The organism is Actinoplanes italicus, from assembly GCF_003001815.1.
GTDB classification, from domain to species: Bacteria; Actinomycetota; Actinomycetes; order Mycobacteriales; family Micromonosporaceae; genus Actinoplanes; species Actinoplanes italicus.
Genome location: NZ_PVMZ01000001.1, coordinates 25526 through 43630 on the forward strand (window position 1 = coordinate 25526; position 18105 = coordinate 43630).

Sequence of the window (18105 nt, forward strand, 5' to 3'; positions counted from 1 at the left end):
CGGCGACCTGGAGGCGATGCCGTGAACCCGAGTGACCTGTACCCGAAGCCCGAACTGGACGGCGGCGACCAGCAGCCACCCGGCCTGACCTCGGCCATGCCGGACCGGCCGGACCACGGCGAGGAGAGCTACCGCGGCAGCGGGAAACTGACCGGCCGCAAGGCCGTGATCACCGGAGGCGACTCGGGGATCGGCCGGGCGGTCGCCATCGCGTTCGCGCGGGAGGGCGCCGACGTGCTGATCTCCTACCTGCCGGAGGAGGAGTCGGACGCGGACGACACCGTGCAGTGGATCGAGAAGGCCGGCCGCAAGGCGGTCAAGGTGCCCGGCGACATCCGCGACGAGGCACACTGCCGGGCGATCATCGAGACGGCGCGGACCGAGCTCGGCGGCATCGACATCCTGGTCAACAACGCCGCGTACCAGATGGCCCAGCCGGGCGGGATCACCGACATCACCGACGAGCAGTTCGACCGGGTCATGAAGACGAACCTGTACGCGATGTTCTGGCTCTGCCGGGCCGCCGTGCCGCACATGCCGCCCGGATCGGCGATCCTCAACACCGCGTCGATCCAGGCGTACCAGTCGTCGAGCCCGCTGCTCGACTACGCCACCACCAAGGGCGGCATCGTCGCCTTCACCAAGGCGCTCGCTGAGGACCTGGCCGAGAAGGGCGTCCGGGTCAACGCGGTCGCGCCCGGCCCGATCTGGACGCCGCTCATCCCGGCCACCATGCCGGAGAAGAAGGTCGCGTCGTTCGGCGGGGACACCCCGCTGGGCCGCGCCGGCCAGCCCGCCGAGCTGGCCGCCGCGTACGTCTACTTCGCGAGCCAGGACTCCACTTACACCACCGGTGAGGTGCTCGGCATCACCGGTGGCAAGCCGGTCAGCTGAACAGTCCGGCGACCCAGCCGACCGCGTCCATCACCCAGCCGGTCTGGCGCAGGTGAGCGAGCCCGACACCGACGAGGAAGAGGCCGGCCACCACGTGCGCACCGCGTGCGGTGTGCCGGGGCCGGCCCATCCGCTGCTCGATGACGAGCCGGCCGACCAGGCGCGACAGCGCGAACACACCGGCCGCGACGATCAGCTCCACCACGAACAGGATGAGCGGGTTCGTCAGGTCGTTGCCGGACGACAGTGCCCAGATGCCCCAGCAGACGAAGGCGAACAGGCCGGCGGCGCTGCTCCACTCGCCGCCGCGGCGCAGCCGCCGCATGTGCCAGCTCAGGCTGCGCTGCTGACGCTGCTCGTGGTGGTGATCGCCGGGCCAGCCCGTGCCGGTCGGCTCGTGCTCGGCGCGGAACTGCTCGGTGCGCTGGGTGACCTGGGCGCGGCCCTTGCTGAACGGCGACGAGTCGGGCGCCGGGGCGGGCCCCGGCGAGGTCGGCGCCGGCCTGTCGGCGGCGTCCTCCGGGGTCGTCTGCCTGGTCGGCTGATCGGCCCACGGATCCTGCGGCGGCATGTCGAGCGTCCGCTCGGACCACTGCGGTTGCTCCGGCATCGTTCCCCCCTCGTCCTGCGATCGGACCGGCACAAGTCGAGCGTAGCGAGCGAACAAATCAGTCGCCGCAGTGCACATCAGTCCGTTACACACAGGCTATGAAGGAAGAGATAGTACTCCGCCCCAGCAACGCCGAAGATTTCCCGGCGATCTGCCGCCTCTACGGAACCGTCTTCCACGAGGACGTGTCCGGCACCCTCAAGGAGATGGAGGCGGGCGTCTTCGAGGTCGACCGTTCCCTGGTCACCGACGACGCCGGGCTGGTGGTGGGCCATATCCAGGCCTTCACACGTGACCTCACTGTGCCGGGGGCGGTGATTCCGGCCGCGCACGTCTCCGGGGTCGGTGTGCTACCCACCCACCGCAGGCGCGGCCTGCTGAACCGGATGATGCACCGTCAGTTGCGCGAGCTCGCGGAGGCGGGCCGGGAGTCGATCGCCGTCCTGTGGGCCAGCGAAACCTCGATCTACCCCCGATATGGGTACGGCGCGGCCGCGAACCGTCTCGTCTTCAACATCATGAGCCGTGAGGTTCGTCTCCCCGCCCCGCCGGCCGAGCCGTCCGGACGGCTGCGGATGGCCGAGCCCGGCACGCTGCTTCCCGAGATGACCAAGGTGTACGAGCAGCTGCGCGCCGACCGGATCGGCTGGTCGAGCCGCAACGACCAGTGGTGGGGGTTCGTCCTGGGCGATCCGGAATCGCATCGGGACGGCGCCACCAAGCGTTACGCGGTGGTGCACGAGGGTCCGGACGGGCCCACCGGATACGCGCTCTGGCGGGTCAAGGACGACTGGAACAGCCACGGGCCGAACGCCGAGGTGCAGGTCCGCGAGGTGGTCGCCGCCGATCCGGAGACGTATCAGACGCTCTGGCGCTTCCTTCTCGGCATCGACCTGTCCCGCAGCGTGACCGTCCGCCTGGGTTCCGTCGAGGAACCGCTGCTCCACCTGGTCGACGAGCCGCGGCGCCTCGGTGCGGGCTTCGCCGACGCGCTGTGGCTGCGGCTGATCGACGTGCCCGCGGCCCTGGCCGCCCGCCGCTACGCCACCGACGTCGACGTGGTCATCGAGGTCACCGACCCGATCCTGGAGCAGAACACCGGGCGCTGGCGCCTCACCGGCGGGCCCGGCGGCGCGACGTGCACGGCCACCACCGATCCGGCCGACCTGAGCTGCTCGGTGACCGACCTGGGCGCGGTCTATCTGGGCGGTACGTCGCTGGCCGCGCTCGCCGCCGCCGGCCGGGTCCGGCAGCTCACCGCGAACGATCCGACGATCGCGTTCCGCTGGCACCGGCTGCCCAGTCCTACCGAGGTGTACTGAGCCGGCCGTCGCGGCGGTACCGTCGGCAGCATGGGCCAGCCCGAACGCCGACGCCGCCGCGTACGTCCCTCGTCGTCGGCGCCCGCCGACGCGCCCGCCGCTCCCGTGCCCGGCCCGCCGCCGTCTGCGCCGCCGGTCCCGGCACCGCCACCGGCTCCGGCTCCGGCTCCAGCTCCCAAGCCACCCACGCCCGGTCCCGCGCCTGTTCCCCCAGCGCCCGTTCCCGCGCCGCCCGCATCCGGGCCGCCCATTCCCGCGCCGCCCGCATCCGGGCCGCCCGTTCCCACACCGCCCGCTTCCGGGCCGCCGGCCGTGGTGACGCCCGACAGCGACGGCTCGCCTGCCGCCGAGCGTTCGACCGGCCGGCCCACCCGCGGTGGCATGCCGAAGCGTTCCGGCGCTCCGGGGTCCGAGGACCGGGAGTCCGAACGGGGGCTGCGCGGGCTGGTCGGCTCGGGGTCGTCACAGGTCAGCGTGGGCGCCGCGCTGCGGGCCCGTGACGCGTCCCGCCCGTCTGACGAGGACCTTGCCGAGGCCGACCGCGATCTGACGATCGTGCGGCGCAACTGGCTGCCCCGCGAGGAGCTCCCGCGCCGCTGAACCAGATCCGGCTGTGTCGCAAAGGCTGTCTCAAGCTCCGCGAGACAGCGGTACGACACAGCCGGATCTTCGTGCCTGTGGCAGACCCGCTGTCTCAGCGCGGCTGAGACAGCGGTACGGCACAGCCGGGCTCTTTCAGGCGGTGGCTGAGGGCTCGGGGAGCTCGGGGAGCTCGCGGGCCACCTCGTATTCGGCGAGCTGGCTGATCCGGCGGGCGTGCCGGACATTGCCCGAGAACGACGTCGCGATGAAGGCCTCGACGAAGGCGGTGGCCTCGTCCAGCGTGTGCTGGCGGGCGCCGATGGCGATCACGTTGCTGTCGTTGTGCTGGCGGGCCAGCTCGGCGATCTCGGTCTTCCAGACCAGGGCCGAGCGGACGCCGGGGACCTTGTTCGCGGCGATCTGCTCACCGTTGCCGGAGCCACCGATCACGATGCCGAGCGAGCCCGGATCGGCGACCACCTTGACACCGGTGTGGAAACAGAACGCCGGGTAGTCGTCCTCGGCGTCGTAGACGTGCGGTCCGACGTCCACCACGTCGTGCCCCTGCTTGGCCAGGTGGTTCACGAGGTGGTTCTTCAGCTCGAAGCCGGCGTGGTCGGATCCCAGGTAGAGACGCATGAGCGAAGTCTTTCAGAAGGTGAGGGCCGAACGCAGGGCGGACGCCACCTGATCAGCCGCGGCCCGTGCGGCGTCGATCGTGGCCAGCTTGCGGGCGAAGCCGTGGTTCACCCCCATGTAGCGGGTGTGCACCACGGGCACGCCCGCGGTGATCAGCGCGTCGGCGTAGTCGGCGCCCTCGTCGCGCAGCGCGTCGTACTCCGCGGTGATCACCAGGGTGGGCGGCATGCCGGACAGGTCGGCCACCGCCAGCGGCGACACGTCCGGGGTGAGCCGGAGCATCGGATCGGGGACGAACGTCTCCCAGGCCAGCTTCATCGAGGCCCGGTCCAGGCCGTACTCCCCCACCTCGTCGTACGACTCGGCGGAGGTGAGCGGGTCGAGGGCCGGGTAGACGAGGACCTGGAAGTCGAGCGGGGTGGCCGCGTCGCGCTGCCGGCGGGCGGTGACGGTGGCGAGCTGGCCGCCCGCGCTGTCGCCGCCGATCGCCAGCCGGGACGGGTCCAGGCCCAGGTCGCCGCCGGACTTGCGCAGGTACCGCAGGACCGTCTCGGCGTCCTCCAGGGCTGCCGGGTAGACGTGCTCCGGGGCGAGCCGGTAGCCGACCGACACCACGGCGCAGCCGGACCGGTCCGCGACCCGGCGGCAGAACCGGTCCACCGTCTCGATGCTGCCGTAACACCAGCCGCCGCCGTGCAGGTAGACGAACACGGGCGCGTTCGCCCTGGCGGCGTAGAGACGGCACGGCACACCGTCGGCGTCGAAGTCGGCCACCACCGGCAGCGGCAACGCCGGGCCGGTCTCGGCCTCGTTCGCGTCCTCCATCGCGGCCCGGACCCTGAGCAGCCGCTGATAGGGCTCGGCCGCCAGCTCTTCGGAGGACGGCCGCCGCCTCAGCTCGGCGGCGGCCGTCACCTGCGGGTGCAACATCAGCGGATGTCGGCCACGACCAGGCCGCCACGGGCCTTCGGGGTGAACCAGGTGCTCTTGCGCGGGAGCTTGAGCCGTTCCAGGTTCACCTCGACGAAGTCGTCGACGGTCACCGGGGCGATCAGGATCGCCAGCTCGGCACGGCCCGCGTCGACCTCGCCGCGCAGCCACTCGACCGGGTAGTCGCCGCCGATGTAGGAGATCCGCTTGTCGCCCGGGTCCAGACCCAGCGAGTCGCGCAGCAGCACACGCTCGACCAGGGCGTGGTCCAGGTTCTCCACCGAGGTGCCGGCGGGGTCGGACGGCAGCGCGATCGCGAAGGTGCGGCCGGAGGCGTACAACTCGATGGTGCCCTTTGGCGGAAGCTGCGCGACGCGCGGCAGCTCGGTGACCGTCGCGCCGGCCTTGCGGAGCCGCTCGAGAAGCTCGTCGAGTGACGCCGGCAGCTCGCTGACCAGGCGGTTGTAGGGCTGGATGAAGACCGACGCCGGGGTGGTGACGACGGCCAGGAAACGCTCGAGGCCGCCGGTCTGCGCCGCCAGGCTGCGGTGGTTGCCGTCGGCGACCACGAGCTCGCCGCCGCCGGCCAGGGCCAGCAGCCGGTCCTGGAGCTCGCCGGGACCGACCGGCCAGATCGCGTGGGTACGCCCGGCGCTGTCCACGTCGGTGGAGGCGGGCTCGCCCGCGGCGTCGATCGCCTCGGCCAGCGCGGCGTGCAGTTCCTCACCGCGGCCGGTCTGCAGGAGCAGGACCGGGGAGAGCAGCGCGCCGACGGCCTCCGCCAGGGCGACCCGCTCACGGACCTTGCTGATGAAGACGTCCTCGTTGCGGATGACCAGACCGGGCTCGTCGGCGCTGGTGGAGATCTGGCCGGTCTCGACCGTGTTCCACAGGCCGTAGGCGGGCGCCTCGCCCTGCGCGGTGATGCGGTAGAGCACCACGACGTGCTCGGCTTGCCGGTACTTCTCCTCGGCCTGATCCCGCTGCAGGCGGACGACGGCGTCCGGCAGCGACTCGAGGAAGGACTTCCCGAGGGACTCGGGCGCGAGGTGCGGCATCTCGACGGCCAGCGCGCTGTGCGGGTTGGCCTTGATGATGTCGGTGATTTCGGCGTCGTCGGCGAACTCGTCGTAATTCTGGGCCCCGGTACCTCCGTTGGTGATCCAGGCCAGTTTGATCGGGTGCACGACCGTCATGGCAGGCAACTTACCCGGAGTGGGCCCGATGCCTACCAACCGGCATGGCCAGCGGTGACCTGCTCAACTGTGCCGTAGCCAACGAGTTCATCGCTCGTTCGATCTGGCTTGCCGTGACGGTAACGGGCGGGGCGAGCATAGAGGCCATATCAGGGGACAAATCAGTCCACACTCCGCGCTGGACGCTGATGCTCGACCCGACCGATTCACTTTCCGGCATTACCCGCTCCCGTGTTGGATGAGGTGTACGTCACCTCATCCAACGACGGATCTTCGCGACAGGATCGTGTTTCCGTGCGACCGCCACCGAACGGCAACGGACTTTCTCAGTCGAAGATCGGGCCCAGATCGCGACTGCGCTTGAGCTCGTAGAAGCCCGGGGTGCCGGCGACCAGCACCACGCCGTCCCACAGCTTGCCGGCCGCCTCACCCTTCGGTGCCGGGGTGACCACCGGGCCGAAGAAGGCGACGGTCTCGCCCGGGTTCGGGCCCGGCGCGTGGATGACCGGGGTGCCGACGTCGGTGCCGACCGGCTTCATGCCGGCGTTGTGGCTCTCGCGCAGCGCCACGTCGCGGGCGTCGGTGTGCGCCGCCTCGGCCAGGCTCTCGTCGAGGCCGACCTCGGCCAGCGCCTCCGCGTACAGCTTCGGGTCGTCGATCTCGTACTTCTGCAGGTGGATCCGGGTGCCGAGAGCGGTGTAGAGGTCGCGGAGAACCTCCGGCCCGGCGGCCTCGGCGGCGGCGATGCAGACGCGGACCGGGCCCCAGCCCTTGTCCAGCATCTCCCGGTAACGCTCGGGCAGTTCGTCTCGGCCCTCATTCAGCACCGAGAGACTCATGACGTTGAAACGGACGTCCAGCGGGCGAACCTTCTCGACCTCCAGCAGCCAGCGGGAGGTCATCCAGGCCCACGGGCAGAGCGGGTCGAACCACATGTCGACGGTGCCACGTTCACTCATGGCTCGATCTTCCACCTTCGTGCGGGCACGGTCGGGGTGAGTTACGTCGCGGTCGCCGCATAGGCTGCGGGTAAAGCAATCAGCTCAGCTCGAAGGAGAGTGCACGTGGCCGGTGTTCACAACCTGACCCAGGTCGAGGCTGCGGAGCGTGGTCGATTGCTCGAGGTGACGGGGTACGACATCACCCTTGACCTGACCGACGGGCACGGCAACCCCGGCTCCGAGACGTTCCGGTCCACCACAGTGATCGAGTTCCGGTGCGCCGAGCCCGGCGCGGCGACGTTCATCGAAGCGGCCGCCGCCAGGATCCACTCCGCGACGCTGAACGGCGAACCGCTGGACCTCGGCGGCTGGTCGCCGGAGAACGGCCTCCCGCTGACCGGGCTCGCCGCCGAGAACACCCTGGTCGTCGACGGCGAGTTCGGCTACTCGGCGAGCGGGCAGGGCCTGCAGCGCAGTCTCGACCCGGTCGACAAGGAGGTCTACCTCTACAGCCAGTTCGAGACGGCGGACGCGCAGCGCGCCTACGCGTGCTTCGACCAGCCCGACCTCAAGAGCGTCTACACCTGGCACGTGACGGCACCGGGACACTGGAAGGTCGTCTCGAACATGCCGGTGGACTCCGAGGAGGCGGCCGCGTTCGGCGCCAAGACGGTCCACTTCACCACCTCGCCGCGGATGAGCACCTACATCACGGCGATCTGCGCCGGGCCGTACCACGAGGTCCGAGACTCGCACGACGGTATCGAGCTGGGCGTCTTCTGCCGCGCCTCGATGGCCCGCTACCTGGACGCCGACGACCTGTTCCTCATCACCAAGCAGGGCTTCGACTTCTTCCACGAGAAGTTCGGCGTCCGTTACCCGCTGCCGAAGTACGACCAGCTGTGGGTGCCGGACTTCAACGCGGGCGCGATGGAGAACTTCGGCTGCGTCACTCATGCCGAGTCGCACTACATCTTCCGCTCGCAGGTCACCGACTACGAGTACGAGCAGCGCGCCAACACGATCCTGCACGAGCTCGCCCACATGTGGTTCGGCGATCTCGTCACCATGCGCTGGTGGAACGACCTGTGGCTGAACGAGTCGTTCGCCGAGTGGGCGAGCCATTGGTGCAACACCGAGGCGACCCGGTTCTCCGACGCCTGGTCGACGTTCCTGTCGATCCGTAAGGCCTGGGGTTACCGCCAGGACCAGCTCTCCTCCACCCACCCGGTCTACTGCGAGATGCCGGACCTGGAGGCGGTCGAGGTCAACTTCGACGGCATCACGTACGCCAAGGGCGCCAGCGTGATCAAGCAGCTGGTCGCCTACGTCGGCCTGGACCCGTTCCTGACCGGGCTGCGTGCCTACTTCGCCAAGTACGCGTGGGGCAACGCCACCTTCGACGACCTGCTCACCGAGCTGGAGACGGCGTCCGGCCGGGAGCTGCGCAAGTTCGCCGCCCAGTGGCTGGAGACGGCCCAGGTCAACACGTTGCGCCCGATCGTGGAGCTGGACGCCGACGGCAACTACACCAGCGTCGTCGTGCAGCAGGAGGCCCCCTCGGGGTACCCGACCCTGCGTACCCACCGGGTCGGCATCGGGCTGTACGACATCGACGGCGACCGGCTGGTCCGGCGTGAGCTGATCGAGGCCGACGTGGCCGGCGAGCGGACCGCCATCGACGTCCTGACCGGAGTGAAGGCGCCGGACCTGCTGCTGGTCAACGACGAGGACCTGACGTACGCGAAGCTGCGGCTCGACGAGCGGTCGATGGCCACCCTGGTGCGCCACATCGCCGGTTTCGACTCGGCACTGCCGCGGGCGCTGTCCTGGGCGGCGGCGTGGGACATGCTGCGCGACGCCGAACTGGCGGCCCGCGACTACGTCGCCCTCGTCGTGGCGGGACTGCCGGCCGAGAGCGACATCAACCTGACCACCGCCACGCTGCGGCAGGCCGGGATGTCGCTGACCAGCTTCGCCGACCCGGAGTGGGCGCCGACCGGCTGGGGACTGCTGGCCGACCTGGCACTGCGGCAGCTGGCCGCGGCCGAACCGGGCAGCGGCTGGCAGCTGACCTGGGCACGGGCGTTCATCACCGCGGCGCGGACGCCGGTGCAGGCAGAGGTCCTGCGGGGCTGGCTGTCCGGCGAGGCCAAGCCGTCGGGTCTGGTGGTCGACACCGAGCTGCGCTGGTCGCTGCTGCAGGCACTGTCCGCGCTGGGCGCGGCCTCGGAGTCCGAGATCGACGATGAGCTCGCCGGGGACAAGACGGCCAGCGGCGAGCGCGAGGCGGCGATCGCCCGGGCCCTGCTGCCGACGGCGGCGAACAAGGCCCGCGTGTGGGCTGAGCTGACCGGCCCGCAGGCGCCGCCGAACTGGCTCAACCGGTCGCTGCTGCAGGGCTTCCAGAGCACCCGCCAGGTGGCTCTGACCGCGCCGTACGCCGCGAAGTTCTTCGAGGTGGCGGCCGACGTCTGGGCGCGTTCGGACAGCGAGCCGGCACAGGAGTTCGCGACCATGGCGTACCCGGCCTTCCAGATCAGCGAGGAGACGGTGGCGCTCACTGACGCCTGGCTGGCCAGGGACGGTCACCCGGCGTCGCTGCGCCGGCTGGTGGCCGAAGGCCGCGACGGCGTGCTCCGGGCGCTCAAGGCACGGGCCAAGGACAGGTCCGCAGCCTGACCGAATGTGATTAAGGCCCGTCCCACGAAAGAGGGGCGGGCCTTTCACATGCCAGAACTTACCGGCGGATAACCCGCCGGAAACAACTCTGTGTGAGTACGCTGGCACTCCGCGGTGATGGAGGTGGCCTGTGACGATGCTGAGCCAGGGTTCCCCGGTGCGGTGGAGCGCACCCGAGGGACGGTGGAGCCAACCGGACCTGCACCTGTTCCCGCAGGACGGTCACCGGTACGAGATCCTCGACGGCAGCCTGCACGTCACACCACCGGCGACCACCCGGCACGACTCCCTGGTCGAGTCGATCGTCGCCACCCTGCGGTCGGCGGCACCGCCCGGCTGGTGGGTGTGCGCCCGGCTCGGCATCGAGTTCGAGACCAGCAACCTCGTCCCGGACGTGACCGTGCTGCGGCCCCACTCCTCCGGCGCCATCTGGGTGGACCCGGCCGACGTCGCCCTGGTCGTGGAGGTGGAGGCCGACGAGACCCGGCGTTACGACCGGCTGCTCAAGCCGTCCGTCTACGCGGCGGCCTGCATTCCGGTGTACTGGCGGGTGGAGGCGGGACCGGTCCTGCGCGCGTTCACCCTGGACGGGGCGGAGTATCACCCGGTCCAGGAAGTGGCAACCGATGAGCAGGCGAAACTGGACAGCCCATACCCGGTCCGGGTGAACCCGGCGACCTGGCGCTGACCGCTTCTCAGCGCTCAGGCGCTGCCGGCGTGTGAGGCCAGCTGGTCGATACCGATCAGCAGGCCGCCGGCGAGGTCGCCACCGCCGAACGAGGCGGCCATCGACAGGCCGGCCAGTTTCGCGTCCCGGTCGGAGATGCGCTTGCGGGCGTCGGCGCCGGTGATGATCTCCAGCTTGCGCTGGTTCGGCGAGACCGCGATCAGGACAGCGCGCTTCGGGTTGCGGGTCTGCGCGTGCAGTTTCTCGGCCGACTCGCGCAGCGGCTCCTCGAGCGGGCCGAGGTAGATGCTGAAGTACAGACCGGTCACCTGATCGGCGACACGGAGCGCCTCGTCGAGGCGGAGCAGCTGCCGGGTCGAGAACGGACCACCGGTCGGCTGCTCGAGCGGGGTCACCTCACCAACTGTCACTTGCGCCTCCTGTAGGACCGGGGCGGACGGGTGAGCCGGAGCTGTCCTCGATGATCAGCCCGGTGGAGCGGCCGTCACCGGCCGGCACGACCTGCTGCGGCGTGGCGGTGAACCACATGGCCGGGAAGTCGTATGGCCGGCCCGGACGGTAGCGGCGGTCCGGCTTGGACCGGTCGGATCCGGCGAGCACGAGAGTGGCGATCGTACCGATGATCGCGGCCGGGATGATCACGAAGACCAGAACGGTACTGATTACTGACAACTGAACGCCCCCAGGCGCACGGTGTTCCTCTTTATTCCGAACATCAATCACCGTAGCGGAGCGCATGTCGTCCCGGACCGTCGGGTCTCGAACCGGGGTCTCACGCCGTCGGGATCTACGCGGATTGTGCGCGCAGGTGCGAAAATCACCCTCACGCGCCGTCCGCGTACTTTCCGTCGCGAACGGCAGGAGGGGGAGCTCATGCGCACGTTCGTCCCCGCCGTCGTCGCGGGCCTGACCATCGCCCTGACCGGCAGCTCACCGGCGGCCGCCGCGGCCGTCTTCGTGGAACTGAACCCCAGCACGGTGCAAGCGGGGGACGAGATCGCGCTGCGCGCGTCGTGCGACGAGAATCTCAAAGCAGCGACGGTGCGGGGCGAGCCCATCGGCACGGTCACCGTCGCGCCCGAATTCGGCTTCCTGGTGGCGACGGTACGGGTGCCCGCCGACACCGACCCGGGCGACTATCCGGTCGCCCTGACCTGCCCGGACGGCGGAGCGGCCACGGCCGTCCTGCACGTCGTCGCGAACGTGGAGCCGTCCCGTGGGCCGGCCACCGGGTTCGGCGGCACCGCCGGGGACTCCCCCGCCCCGCTGCTGATCGGCGCCGGGCTCGCCATCGCACTGGCCGGGCTCGCGCTCGGCGCCGTGTCCCTGCGCCGGCGAATCGGCTGAGGCGGCGGCGTGGCGAGCGGGAAACAGCCACCACCGGGTGCCCGGGTGCCGGCGGCCGTCGCGCGCAAGCGCCCGGCCCAGGTCATCGTGGCGCCGCCGCCGGGCGCGATCACCGGGCCGCTGCCGCCGACCCCGGAGATCCGCGGGCGTTCGCCCTTTCGGATCCCCTTCCCCCGGCAGTTCCCGAAACCGCAGCCGGTCCGTGGCCGCAAGGCCGGGATGATCGGGATAACGGCGCTGGTCCTGTTCTTCCTGGGGCTGTTCGTGTTCGGCCTGGGACTGGGCGCCGCCACCGGGTTCGACATCGGCAGCCTGTTCCGCGGCGAGGACAAGCCACCGCCGCGGGCGTTCCCGGTGATGGACCCGAGCCGCCCGGAGCGGCTCGAGATCCCCGCTCTGCGGGTGTCGGCGCCGGTCCTGGAGGTGGGACTGGCCAACGACGGTTCGGTCGACGTGCCGCCGCTGAAGCGGCACAACGAGGCCGGCTGGTTCGAGGGCGGGCCGACGCCGGGGCAGTTCGGGCCGGCACTGATCGTCGGGCACGCCGACACCCGGACCGGGCCGTCGGTCTTCCACAAACTGGACGAGATGAAGCCCGGTCAGGAGATCAAGGTTCGCCGCGCGGACGGGTCGGTCGCCGTCTTCGAGGTCAACTCGGTGGAGACGTTCGACAAGAACGATCTGCCGACGAGACGTGTCTACGGCGACTACAGCCGGCCCTCGCTACGCCTGATGACGTGCGGCGGGCGCTGGATCGGTGGTGAGGAAGGCTACGAGGACAACATCGTCGTCTTCGCCTCCCTCGTCTCGGCACGGGAGGGCTAGCCAGGCCGTCTCAGGCCGCCTCGGCCTCCAGCAGCGCGGGGTCGGGCAGGTCGAGCCAGTCCATCCAGCGGGGGTCGGGGGTCCGGTGGCCGAGCACCCGCCACGCGACGCCACGCGGGGCGGCCGGGGCGGCGTGCAGGCGCCAGCCCAGCTCGGCAGGGGTCTTGTCACCCTTGCTGTGGTTGCACTTGGCACAGGCCGCCACGACGTTGTCCCAGGCGTGCAGGCCGCCGCGGCTGCGCGGGAAGACGTGGTCGATGGTCTCGGCGGAACCGCGGCAGTAGGCGCAGCGTCCACCGTCACGGGCGAAGACGGCCCGGCGGGAGAGTCCGACATGTGTGCGGTACGGCACCTTCACATACCGCGTGAGACGGACCACCGAGGGAACCGGGAGATTCTGATGTGCGCTGTGCAGGATGCCGTCGCCGTCGGAGACGCACTCCGCTTTGGCCGTGAGGACGAGGATGGTCGCTCGACGCACCGATACGACGCACAGCGGCTCGTAGGTAGCGTTCAGGACTAACGCGGAAGAGCCAACCGTGGGTCGTATGTCAGGCATCGCGATCACCCTTCCGGTGTCAGTTGCTAGTAACCGCTCCCATAGCCCATGCGTGTGTGATGTGGGCCTCGCCGGACGAGTCCCGTGCGCCAATAGTCCCTGATGAATAACCAAATTGCGAGCAGAATCCGTAGCCGTTCGGTAAACGTCTGAGGTCTTCACCCGGCTCGACCCGGTACCTTGACTTCCCGTGTTCCTCTTCGGCCCCACCCCCGGCCCGTCCGCCTCGGTCGACGTCTTCACGACGCCGGTCTGCGCGGACGACGCCCTCTGCACCCAGATCCTCGACTGGACCGGCAACGAGTGGTTCGCTGCCAGCAGCTACGTGGTCCTGATCAAGCCACTGCGGATAGCGATGATCGTCCTGGTCGCGCTGCTCATCCGCTGGTTGCTGCACCGGGCGATCTCCCGGCTGGCCACCAGCACCTCGCGGGCCTCGATGCCGGCGCTGCTGCGGCCGCTGAAAGAGAAGGTGACGGTCACCGCCGAGGAGGGGACCTTCATCCCCGAGCGGCGGCGGCAGCGGGCCGAGGCGATCGCGTCGGTGCTGCGCAGTTTCGTCAGCGCCGTGATCTTCACGATGGCCGCCCTGCTGGTGATGGGTGAGCTGGGCTTCAACCTGGCGCCGCTGCTGGCCAGCGCCGGCATCGTCGGCGTGGCCCTCGGCTTCGGAGCACAGAGCCTGGTCAAGGACCTGATCGCGGGCCTGTTCATGCTGCTTGAGGACCAGTACGGCGTCGGCGACACGGTCGACCTGGGCGAGGCCACCGGTGTGGTGGAGAGCGTCGGCCTGCGGATCACCACGGTCCGCGACGCGCGCGGTGTGCTGTGGTACATCCGCAACGGCGAGATCGTCCGGGTCGGCAACAAGAGCCAGGGCTGGGCCATGGTCGTGATCGACATCCCGATCGGCTTCGTGAGCTCGGAGGAGGCCGTCGCGGTGCTCAAGGCCGCGGCCGAGACGGTCGCGCACGACCCGGAGCACGAGACCGGCTTCCTGGAACCGCCGGACGTGGTCGGCGTCGAGCAGCTGACCGTGGACGGCGCGGTGATCCGGACCATCGCCAAGACCACCGCCGACAGCCAGATCTCGATCCAGCGTGACATGCGCCGGGTGCTGACCGAGTCGCTGGAGACGAGCGGCCTGTCCGAGCGGATCGCCGCCTCACGACTGCCGCGCAGCGCCGTGCCGCCCGCGTGGCTCGGCGGGCCGGACACCTCGGCGCCGCCGGCCGCCGGCCCGCAGCAGGGCGGGGCGACCTGATCATGTCCGGCCGTCGGCCCCTTCCGGGCGAGATGGCCGTGAGTGGAAGGATGGACAGGTGAGCGAACCGACCTTCTTCGACGCCGTGGGTGGCGAGGCCACCTTCCGGCGCCTCGTGGACAAGTTCTACGAGGGCGTGGCGGAGGACCCGCTGCTGCGGCCGATGTATCCCGAGGAGGATCTGGGGCCGGCCGCCGACCGGTTCGCGCTCTTCCTCATGCAGTACTGGGGCGGACCCACGACGTACTCGGACAATCGCGGCCATCCGCGGCTGCGGATGCGGCACGCGCCGTTCCGGGTCGACGCGGCTGCCCGTGACGCCTGGCTGCACCACATGAGGGTGGCGGTCGACTCGCTCGGCCTGCCCGAGCCGGCCCGGACCCAGCTCTGGGACTACCTGGAGCGAGCGGCCTATTTCATGGTGAACACGATGGATCCCGCGGAGCCCGCAACCGGGCAGTGACGCCTCCGGCGGTTGGCTCGTTGATCGGATTGTCACTCACGATCCGGGGAGCCCTTTCATGCGCCGTCGCCTGCTCGCAGCCGCCGCGGTCGCGGCCGTCGCCGTTCCGGCGGTAGCCGGTGCACCACCGGCGACGGCCGACACCTATCACCCCACGGTGGTGTCCGCCAACCCGGTGGACTGGACGCCACACGTGCTCGACGGGACCGTGTGGTCGCTGGCGCTGGTCGGCGACACGGTGGTGGTCGGCGGGGCCTTCACCAAGGTGACCGACAGCAGCCGGCGGCAGGTCTACGCGCGCAAGAACGTCTTCGCTTTCGGTCTGTGGGACGGCGAGATCAGGACGTTCGCCCCGCAGGTCGACGGCGCGGTGTACTCGCTGGCCGCCGGGCCGGACCACTCGGTCTACCTGGGCGGGGCGTTCAAGAGCGTCAACGGCGCGGCCCAGCGCGGCCTGGCCCGGGTGTCACTGTTCGACAGCGGGCGGTACGCCTCGTTCGGTGCCCGGGTCAACTGGGGCGACGTGCGTGCCATCGTGAGCCGCGGCGACCAGCTCTACGCGGGCGGTACGTTCTCCGCGGTCAACGGGGTCCAGCGGGTCGGCCTGGTCCGGTTGAACGCGCAGTCCGGTGCCGTGGACCAGGGTTTCGACGCGCGCCTGGCCGGTCCGGGTCTCAAGCGCACCCGGGTGGAGCACTTCGACGTCTCCCCGGACGGGCGGAAACTGATCGCCGTCGGCGCGTTCCTCAGGTCGGGGACCGCCGACCGTACCCAGATCGCGCTCTTCGACGTCGGCGGCCCGGCGGCAGCGCTGACCGGCTGGTACACCGACGCGTTCAAGCCGACCTGCATGCAGGGCTTCGACACGTACCTGCGGCAGGTCAAGTTCTCACCGGACGGCACCTACATCGTCGTGGCGGCGACCGGCCGGGCGTCGTCGGCGCAGAAGCTGTGCGACTCGGCGGCACGGTTCGAGACGCGGACGGCGGGCCGGCAGAACCCGACCTGGGTGCAGCGGACCGGCGGGGACTCGCTGTACGCGGTGGCGATCACCGGTCCGGCCGTCTACCTGGGCGGGCACCAGCGGTGGTTCGACAACCCGTACGGCACCGACGGGAACGGCCCCGGCCCGGGTGCGGTGTCCCGGCCCGGCATCGGCGCGGTCAACCCGAACACCGGCAAGGCCCTGGAGTGGAACCCCACCCGGTCGCGCGGTGTCGGCGTGCGCGCCTTCCTGGTGACCCGCAACGGCCTGCTCGTCGGTTCGGACACCGATCAGCTGGGCCGTGAATATCACGGCCGCCTCGGCATGTTCCCGCTGCCGAACAGCTAGAACGCCGGAGAGCTAGAGCAGAGCGCCCTCGTCGTGAAGCCAGTCCACGAACGAGGTGGCCACGGCGGCTCCGCAGTCGAGGAGCTCGACCAGGAGCGTGTCGTGGACGCCCGCGGCGAGGGGCACCTGCAACTCGGCGTAGATCGGGAGCTGGCCGCGCTCGGTGGGGTCGCCCACATAGGCCTTGCAGAAGCGCCTTGTGTGGTTCCACTCGTTGACCACCCGGTAGGCGCGGTCCGCCCAGTCCGGCGGGACCGTCGCGTGTGGCCGGGCCCGCATGACCAGGATCTCGTCCTCCGGGCCCTCCAGGGTGAACAGCACGGCGTGCCGCTCCCACATGGCCAGCAGGCTGCCCCCGCCGTCGGCGAGGAACCGGATGTCGAGCATGTCGAGCGCCTTGCCGACCCGGGCCAGTTGCACCGGCAGGATCACTTCGGACGAGCCACTCGTGGACAGTTCGGACGGAACCGCGGAGCGGCTCGGCTCGCGCTGGGCCGGGACACCGACGCGAACGGTGCTCTGCACCGCAACCTCGCCGCCGGTCTCCGACTGCTGGTTGCCCGCAGTCGATCCCGGACGCCATGACCACCACGGCATCGTGTGCACCTCGCTCCCCAACAGACCCACGCCGGACGTTGTAGTGGATCCGAGGGCCGACGGTACCCGCACGCCTCCTGAAGGTCATCCCCCTAACGGGAGGGCGGGACCGGAAGAACGATCCTGGGTCACCCTTTCGGGTGACTGGACATCGGCATAACGGTCAATTTATGAACGCTCTGTCGCCAAGCTACTCCATATGGTGCGGAAATTCCCACCCAGCCACCGGCCACCCGGACCCTCGCCTCCGCGGGCTCGGCGTCCCTCGGACCGAGGAAACCCATCCGGGCGACAGCCTGGACAAGCCGCTGAGAGATCTGCACGGGCTCGCCGTCGTCCGGAGTGACCACCAGCGCCACATGATCGAGAAGGGCGTCGCGCACCGCCCGCTGACCGACCGCACGACCGGACATCCCCCCGGAGGCGATCTCCCGCAGGGTCCCGGCGGCCGCCGTCGCGAGCTGCGCCAGTTCGGCGCCGGAGACCGACTCGACGGCCCGGCTGGCGGCCGGCGGCAACGGCCAGCGCCACTGGGTGTCGCGTCGCTCCGGAAGGGTGCCACCGCCGGCGGCGAGGACGGCGAGCAGCTCGGATGCGGAGACCGTCGCGTCGCCCGGCCCCGGTCCGGCCACCTCGCGAGTGACCAGCACCTCCCATGGGAGGCGCGCCCAGAGCGCGGTCCGGCCGCCGGACGATCGGAGCCGCACCGGCGCGGCCGGATCCAGCCGGGTGAGCCGCGCCAGGAACGCACCTGCGTCGGGAACCCCGAGCAGGCCGTGCTCACTCATGACCCGTCAACGTTCATCAAGACACCACGATCATTAAGACACCTCGGTGTACGGCTTGAGAAAGTCCCGCTCGGCGTCGGACAGCCGGCGCGGATGGCCTTCGATCAGGTTGTACGGCACGCAGACGGACTTCGCCCGGCTGGCCAGCACACCGTCGTCGAAGAGCTCGTAGGAGACGGTGAACGACGCGGCCCGCAGCTCGGACACCCACATCTCGATGCGGACCGGGTCTCCGAAGTCGATCGGCCGCACGTAGTCGATCTCGTGGCGGGCGATCACGATGCCCTCCTCGAAGGAGCCGAGGCCGTGCGCCTTGGCACCGACGAAGAACATCGCCACGCGCGCCTCCTCGTAGAGGGTGAGGAAACGCGCGTTGTTGACGTGGCCGTACGCGTCCATGTCGGACCAGCGCACGGCCACGTCGTAGACGAAGCGCTCAGCCACG

21 protein-coding genes are annotated in these 18105 nt (G+C 70.4%); 10 read left to right on the plus strand and 11 right to left on the minus strand.

The window, feature by feature from the left end; genetic code table 11:
• Positions 1-96: 96 nt before the first annotated feature.
• Positions 97-894: an SDR family oxidoreductase gene (locus CLV67_RS00155; RefSeq protein WP_239166177.1), complete on the plus strand. Its 798-nt coding sequence runs from the start codon at positions 97-99 to the stop codon at positions 892-894.
• Here the strand turns inward: CLV67_RS00155 and CLV67_RS00160 are convergent.
• Complete coding sequence (locus CLV67_RS00160; RefSeq protein ID WP_106315084.1) at positions 887-1504, minus strand: DNA-directed RNA polymerase II; 618 nt, start codon at positions 1502-1504, stop codon at positions 887-889. The two genes, CLV67_RS00155 and CLV67_RS00160, sit on opposite strands and share 8 nt — an antisense overlap.
• A 98-nt stretch (positions 1505-1602) precedes the next feature.
• Here CLV67_RS00160 and CLV67_RS00165 point away from each other — a divergent pair, with 98 nt between their 5' ends.
• Together CLV67_RS00165 and CLV67_RS00170 are read left to right on the plus strand one after the other, a co-directional pair.
• Positions 1603-2826: a GNAT family N-acetyltransferase gene (locus tag CLV67_RS00165; RefSeq protein ID WP_106315085.1), complete on the plus strand. Its 1224-nt coding sequence runs from the start codon at positions 1603-1605 to the stop codon at positions 2824-2826.
• Between the two features lie 312 nt (positions 2827-3138).
• Complete coding sequence (locus tag CLV67_RS00170) at positions 3139-3426, plus strand: hypothetical protein (protein WP_373873134.1); 288 nt, start codon at positions 3139-3141, stop codon at positions 3424-3426.
• Between the two features lie 135 nt (positions 3427-3561).
• Here CLV67_RS00170 and CLV67_RS00175 read toward each other — a convergent pair whose 3' ends face one another.
• The 4 genes from CLV67_RS00175 to CLV67_RS00195 form a co-directional block, all read right to left on the minus strand.
• Positions 3562-4047 (minus strand): ribose-5-phosphate isomerase, encoded by a 486-nt coding sequence (locus CLV67_RS00175; protein ID WP_106315086.1) that lies wholly within the window; start codon positions 4045-4047, stop codon positions 3562-3564.
• Positions 4048-4059: 12 nt separating this feature from the next.
• On the minus strand, positions 4060-4977 hold the full coding sequence (locus tag CLV67_RS00180) for an alpha/beta hydrolase (protein ID WP_106315087.1): 918 nt from the start codon (positions 4975-4977) through the stop codon (positions 4060-4062).
• Positions 4977-6173: a DUF1015 family protein gene (locus CLV67_RS00185; RefSeq protein WP_106315088.1), complete on the minus strand. Its 1197-nt coding sequence runs from the start codon at positions 6171-6173 to the stop codon at positions 4977-4979. Before CLV67_RS00185 ends, CLV67_RS00180 begins: the two co-directional genes overlap by 1 nt.
• A gap of 326 nt (positions 6174-6499) precedes the next feature.
• Complete coding sequence (locus CLV67_RS00195; RefSeq protein ID WP_106315090.1) at positions 6500-7132, minus strand: mycothiol-dependent nitroreductase Rv2466c family protein; 633 nt, start codon at positions 7130-7132, stop codon at positions 6500-6502.
• Positions 7133-7237: 105 nt separating this feature from the next.
• Here CLV67_RS00195 and pepN point away from each other — a divergent pair, with 105 nt between their 5' ends.
• Positions 7238-9796, plus strand: coding sequence for an aminopeptidase N (pepN, locus tag CLV67_RS00200; RefSeq protein ID WP_106315091.1), 2559 nt, complete (start codon positions 7238-7240; stop codon positions 9794-9796).
• Positions 9797-9932: 136 nt separating this feature from the next.
• The gene (locus CLV67_RS00205; RefSeq protein ID WP_106315681.1) at positions 9933-10484 is read left to right on the plus strand and encodes a Uma2 family endonuclease; all 552 of its coding nucleotides are present in this window, start codon (positions 9933-9935) and stop codon (positions 10482-10484) included.
• 14 nt (positions 10485-10498) lie between these two features.
• Here CLV67_RS00205 and CLV67_RS00210 read toward each other — a convergent pair whose 3' ends face one another.
• Both CLV67_RS00210 and ctaJ read right to left on the minus strand, forming a co-directional pair.
• A complete protein-coding gene (locus CLV67_RS00210) occupies positions 10499-10894 on the minus strand; it encodes a DUF5130 family protein (protein ID WP_106315092.1) in 396 nt (131 codons plus the stop codon).
• Positions 10881-11156, minus strand: a complete 276-nt coding sequence (ctaJ, locus tag CLV67_RS00215; protein ID WP_106315093.1) for an aa3-type cytochrome oxidase subunit CtaJ — start codon at positions 11154-11156, stop codon at positions 10881-10883. Before ctaJ ends, CLV67_RS00210 begins: the two co-directional genes overlap by 14 nt.
• Positions 11157-11357: 201 nt before the next feature.
• On the opposite strand from ctaJ, the gene CLV67_RS00220 reads away from it, so the two are divergent.
• The gene (locus tag CLV67_RS00220) at positions 11358-11831 is read left to right on the plus strand and encodes a hypothetical protein (protein ID WP_106315094.1); all 474 of its coding nucleotides are present in this window, start codon (positions 11358-11360) and stop codon (positions 11829-11831) included.
• A 45-nt stretch (positions 11832-11876) separates the two neighbouring features.
• On the plus strand, positions 11877-12656 hold the full coding sequence (locus tag CLV67_RS00225) for a class F sortase (protein WP_249037930.1): 780 nt from the start codon (positions 11877-11879) through the stop codon (positions 12654-12656).
• Positions 12657-12666: 10 nt separating this feature from the next.
• On the opposite strand, the gene CLV67_RS00230 is transcribed toward CLV67_RS00225, so the two are convergent.
• A complete protein-coding gene (locus CLV67_RS00230; RefSeq protein ID WP_106315096.1) occupies positions 12667-13215 on the minus strand; it encodes an HNH endonuclease in 549 nt (182 codons plus the stop codon).
• Between the two features lie 190 nt (positions 13216-13405).
• Between CLV67_RS00230 and CLV67_RS00235 the strand changes: the two genes are divergently transcribed.
• The 3 genes from CLV67_RS00235 to CLV67_RS00245 are packed head-to-tail and all read left to right on the plus strand — an operon-like array spanning position 13406 to position 16275.
• On the plus strand, positions 13406-14479 hold the full coding sequence (locus CLV67_RS00235) for a mechanosensitive ion channel family protein (protein ID WP_106315097.1): 1074 nt from the start codon (positions 13406-13408) through the stop codon (positions 14477-14479).
• 58 nt (positions 14480-14537) lie between these two features.
• Positions 14538-14942 carry a globin gene (locus tag CLV67_RS00240; protein ID WP_106315098.1) on the plus strand — a complete coding sequence of 135 codons (405 nt, stop codon included), beginning with the start codon at positions 14538-14540 and terminating at the stop codon, positions 14940-14942.
• A gap of 58 nt (positions 14943-15000) precedes the next feature.
• On the plus strand, positions 15001-16275 hold the full coding sequence (locus CLV67_RS00245) for a delta-60 repeat domain-containing protein (RefSeq protein WP_106315099.1): 1275 nt from the start codon (positions 15001-15003) through the stop codon (positions 16273-16275).
• Positions 16276-16287: 12 nt separating this feature from the next.
• Here the strand turns inward: CLV67_RS00245 and CLV67_RS00250 are convergent, their stop codons facing one another.
• The 3 genes from CLV67_RS00250 to CLV67_RS00260 all read right to left on the minus strand — a co-directional run bounded on the left by CLV67_RS00250 (position 16288) and on the right by CLV67_RS00260 (position 18104).
• The gene (locus tag CLV67_RS00250) at positions 16288-16872 is read right to left on the minus strand and encodes a type III secretion system chaperone family protein (RefSeq protein ID WP_106315682.1); all 585 of its coding nucleotides are present in this window, start codon (positions 16870-16872) and stop codon (positions 16288-16290) included.
• A 128-nt stretch (positions 16873-17000) separates the two neighbouring features.
• The gene (locus tag CLV67_RS00255; protein WP_106315100.1) at positions 17001-17660 is read right to left on the minus strand and encodes a DUF8185 domain-containing protein; all 660 of its coding nucleotides are present in this window, start codon (positions 17658-17660) and stop codon (positions 17001-17003) included.
• Positions 17661-17693: 33 nt separating this feature from the next.
• On the minus strand, positions 17694-18104 hold the full coding sequence (locus CLV67_RS00260) for an acyl-CoA thioesterase (RefSeq protein WP_106315101.1): 411 nt from the start codon (positions 18102-18104) through the stop codon (positions 17694-17696).
• Position 18105 lies beyond the last annotated feature (1 nt).

Bases quoted from the DNA above. Each gene is read 5' to 3' on its own strand.
- CLV67_RS00255 (WP_106315100.1), bottom strand. From the start codon at position 17,660: ATGAGTGAGCACGGCCTGCTCGGGGTTCCCGACGCAGGTGCGTTCCTG.
- CLV67_RS00195 (WP_106315090.1), bottom strand. From the start codon at position 7,132: ATGAGTGAACGTGGCACCGTCGACATGTGGTTCGACCCGCTCTGCCCG.
- CLV67_RS00175 (WP_106315086.1), bottom strand. From the start codon at position 4,047: ATGCGTCTCTACCTGGGATCCGACCACGCCGGCTTCGAGCTGAAGAAC.
- CLV67_RS00245 (WP_106315099.1), top strand. From the start codon at position 15,001: ATGCGCCGTCGCCTGCTCGCAGCCGCCGCGGTCGCGGCCGTCGCCGTT.
- CLV67_RS00230 (WP_106315096.1), bottom strand. From the start codon at position 13,215: ATGCCTGACATACGACCCACGGTTGGCTCTTCCGCGTTAGTCCTGAAC.
- CLV67_RS00165 (WP_106315085.1), top strand. From the start codon at position 1,603: ATGAAGGAAGAGATAGTACTCCGCCCCAGCAACGCCGAAGATTTCCCG.
- CLV67_RS00185 (WP_106315088.1), bottom strand. From the start codon at position 6,173: ATGACGGTCGTGCACCCGATCAAACTGGCCTGGATCACCAACGGAGGT.
- CLV67_RS00160 (WP_106315084.1), bottom strand. From the start codon at position 1,504: ATGCCGGAGCAACCGCAGTGGTCCGAGCGGACGCTCGACATGCCGCCG.
- CLV67_RS00220 (WP_106315094.1), top strand. From the start codon at position 11,358: ATGCGCACGTTCGTCCCCGCCGTCGTCGCGGGCCTGACCATCGCCCTG.
- CLV67_RS00250 (WP_106315682.1), bottom strand. From the start codon at position 16,872: ATGCCGTGGTGGTCATGGCGTCCGGGATCGACTGCGGGCAACCAGCAG.
- CLV67_RS00180 (WP_106315087.1), bottom strand. From the start codon at position 4,977: ATGTTGCACCCGCAGGTGACGGCCGCCGCCGAGCTGAGGCGGCGGCCG.
- CLV67_RS00205 (WP_106315681.1), top strand. From the start codon at position 9,933: ATGCTGAGCCAGGGTTCCCCGGTGCGGTGGAGCGCACCCGAGGGACGG.
- CLV67_RS00155 (WP_239166177.1), top strand. From the start codon at position 97: ATGCCGGACCGGCCGGACCACGGCGAGGAGAGCTACCGCGGCAGCGGG.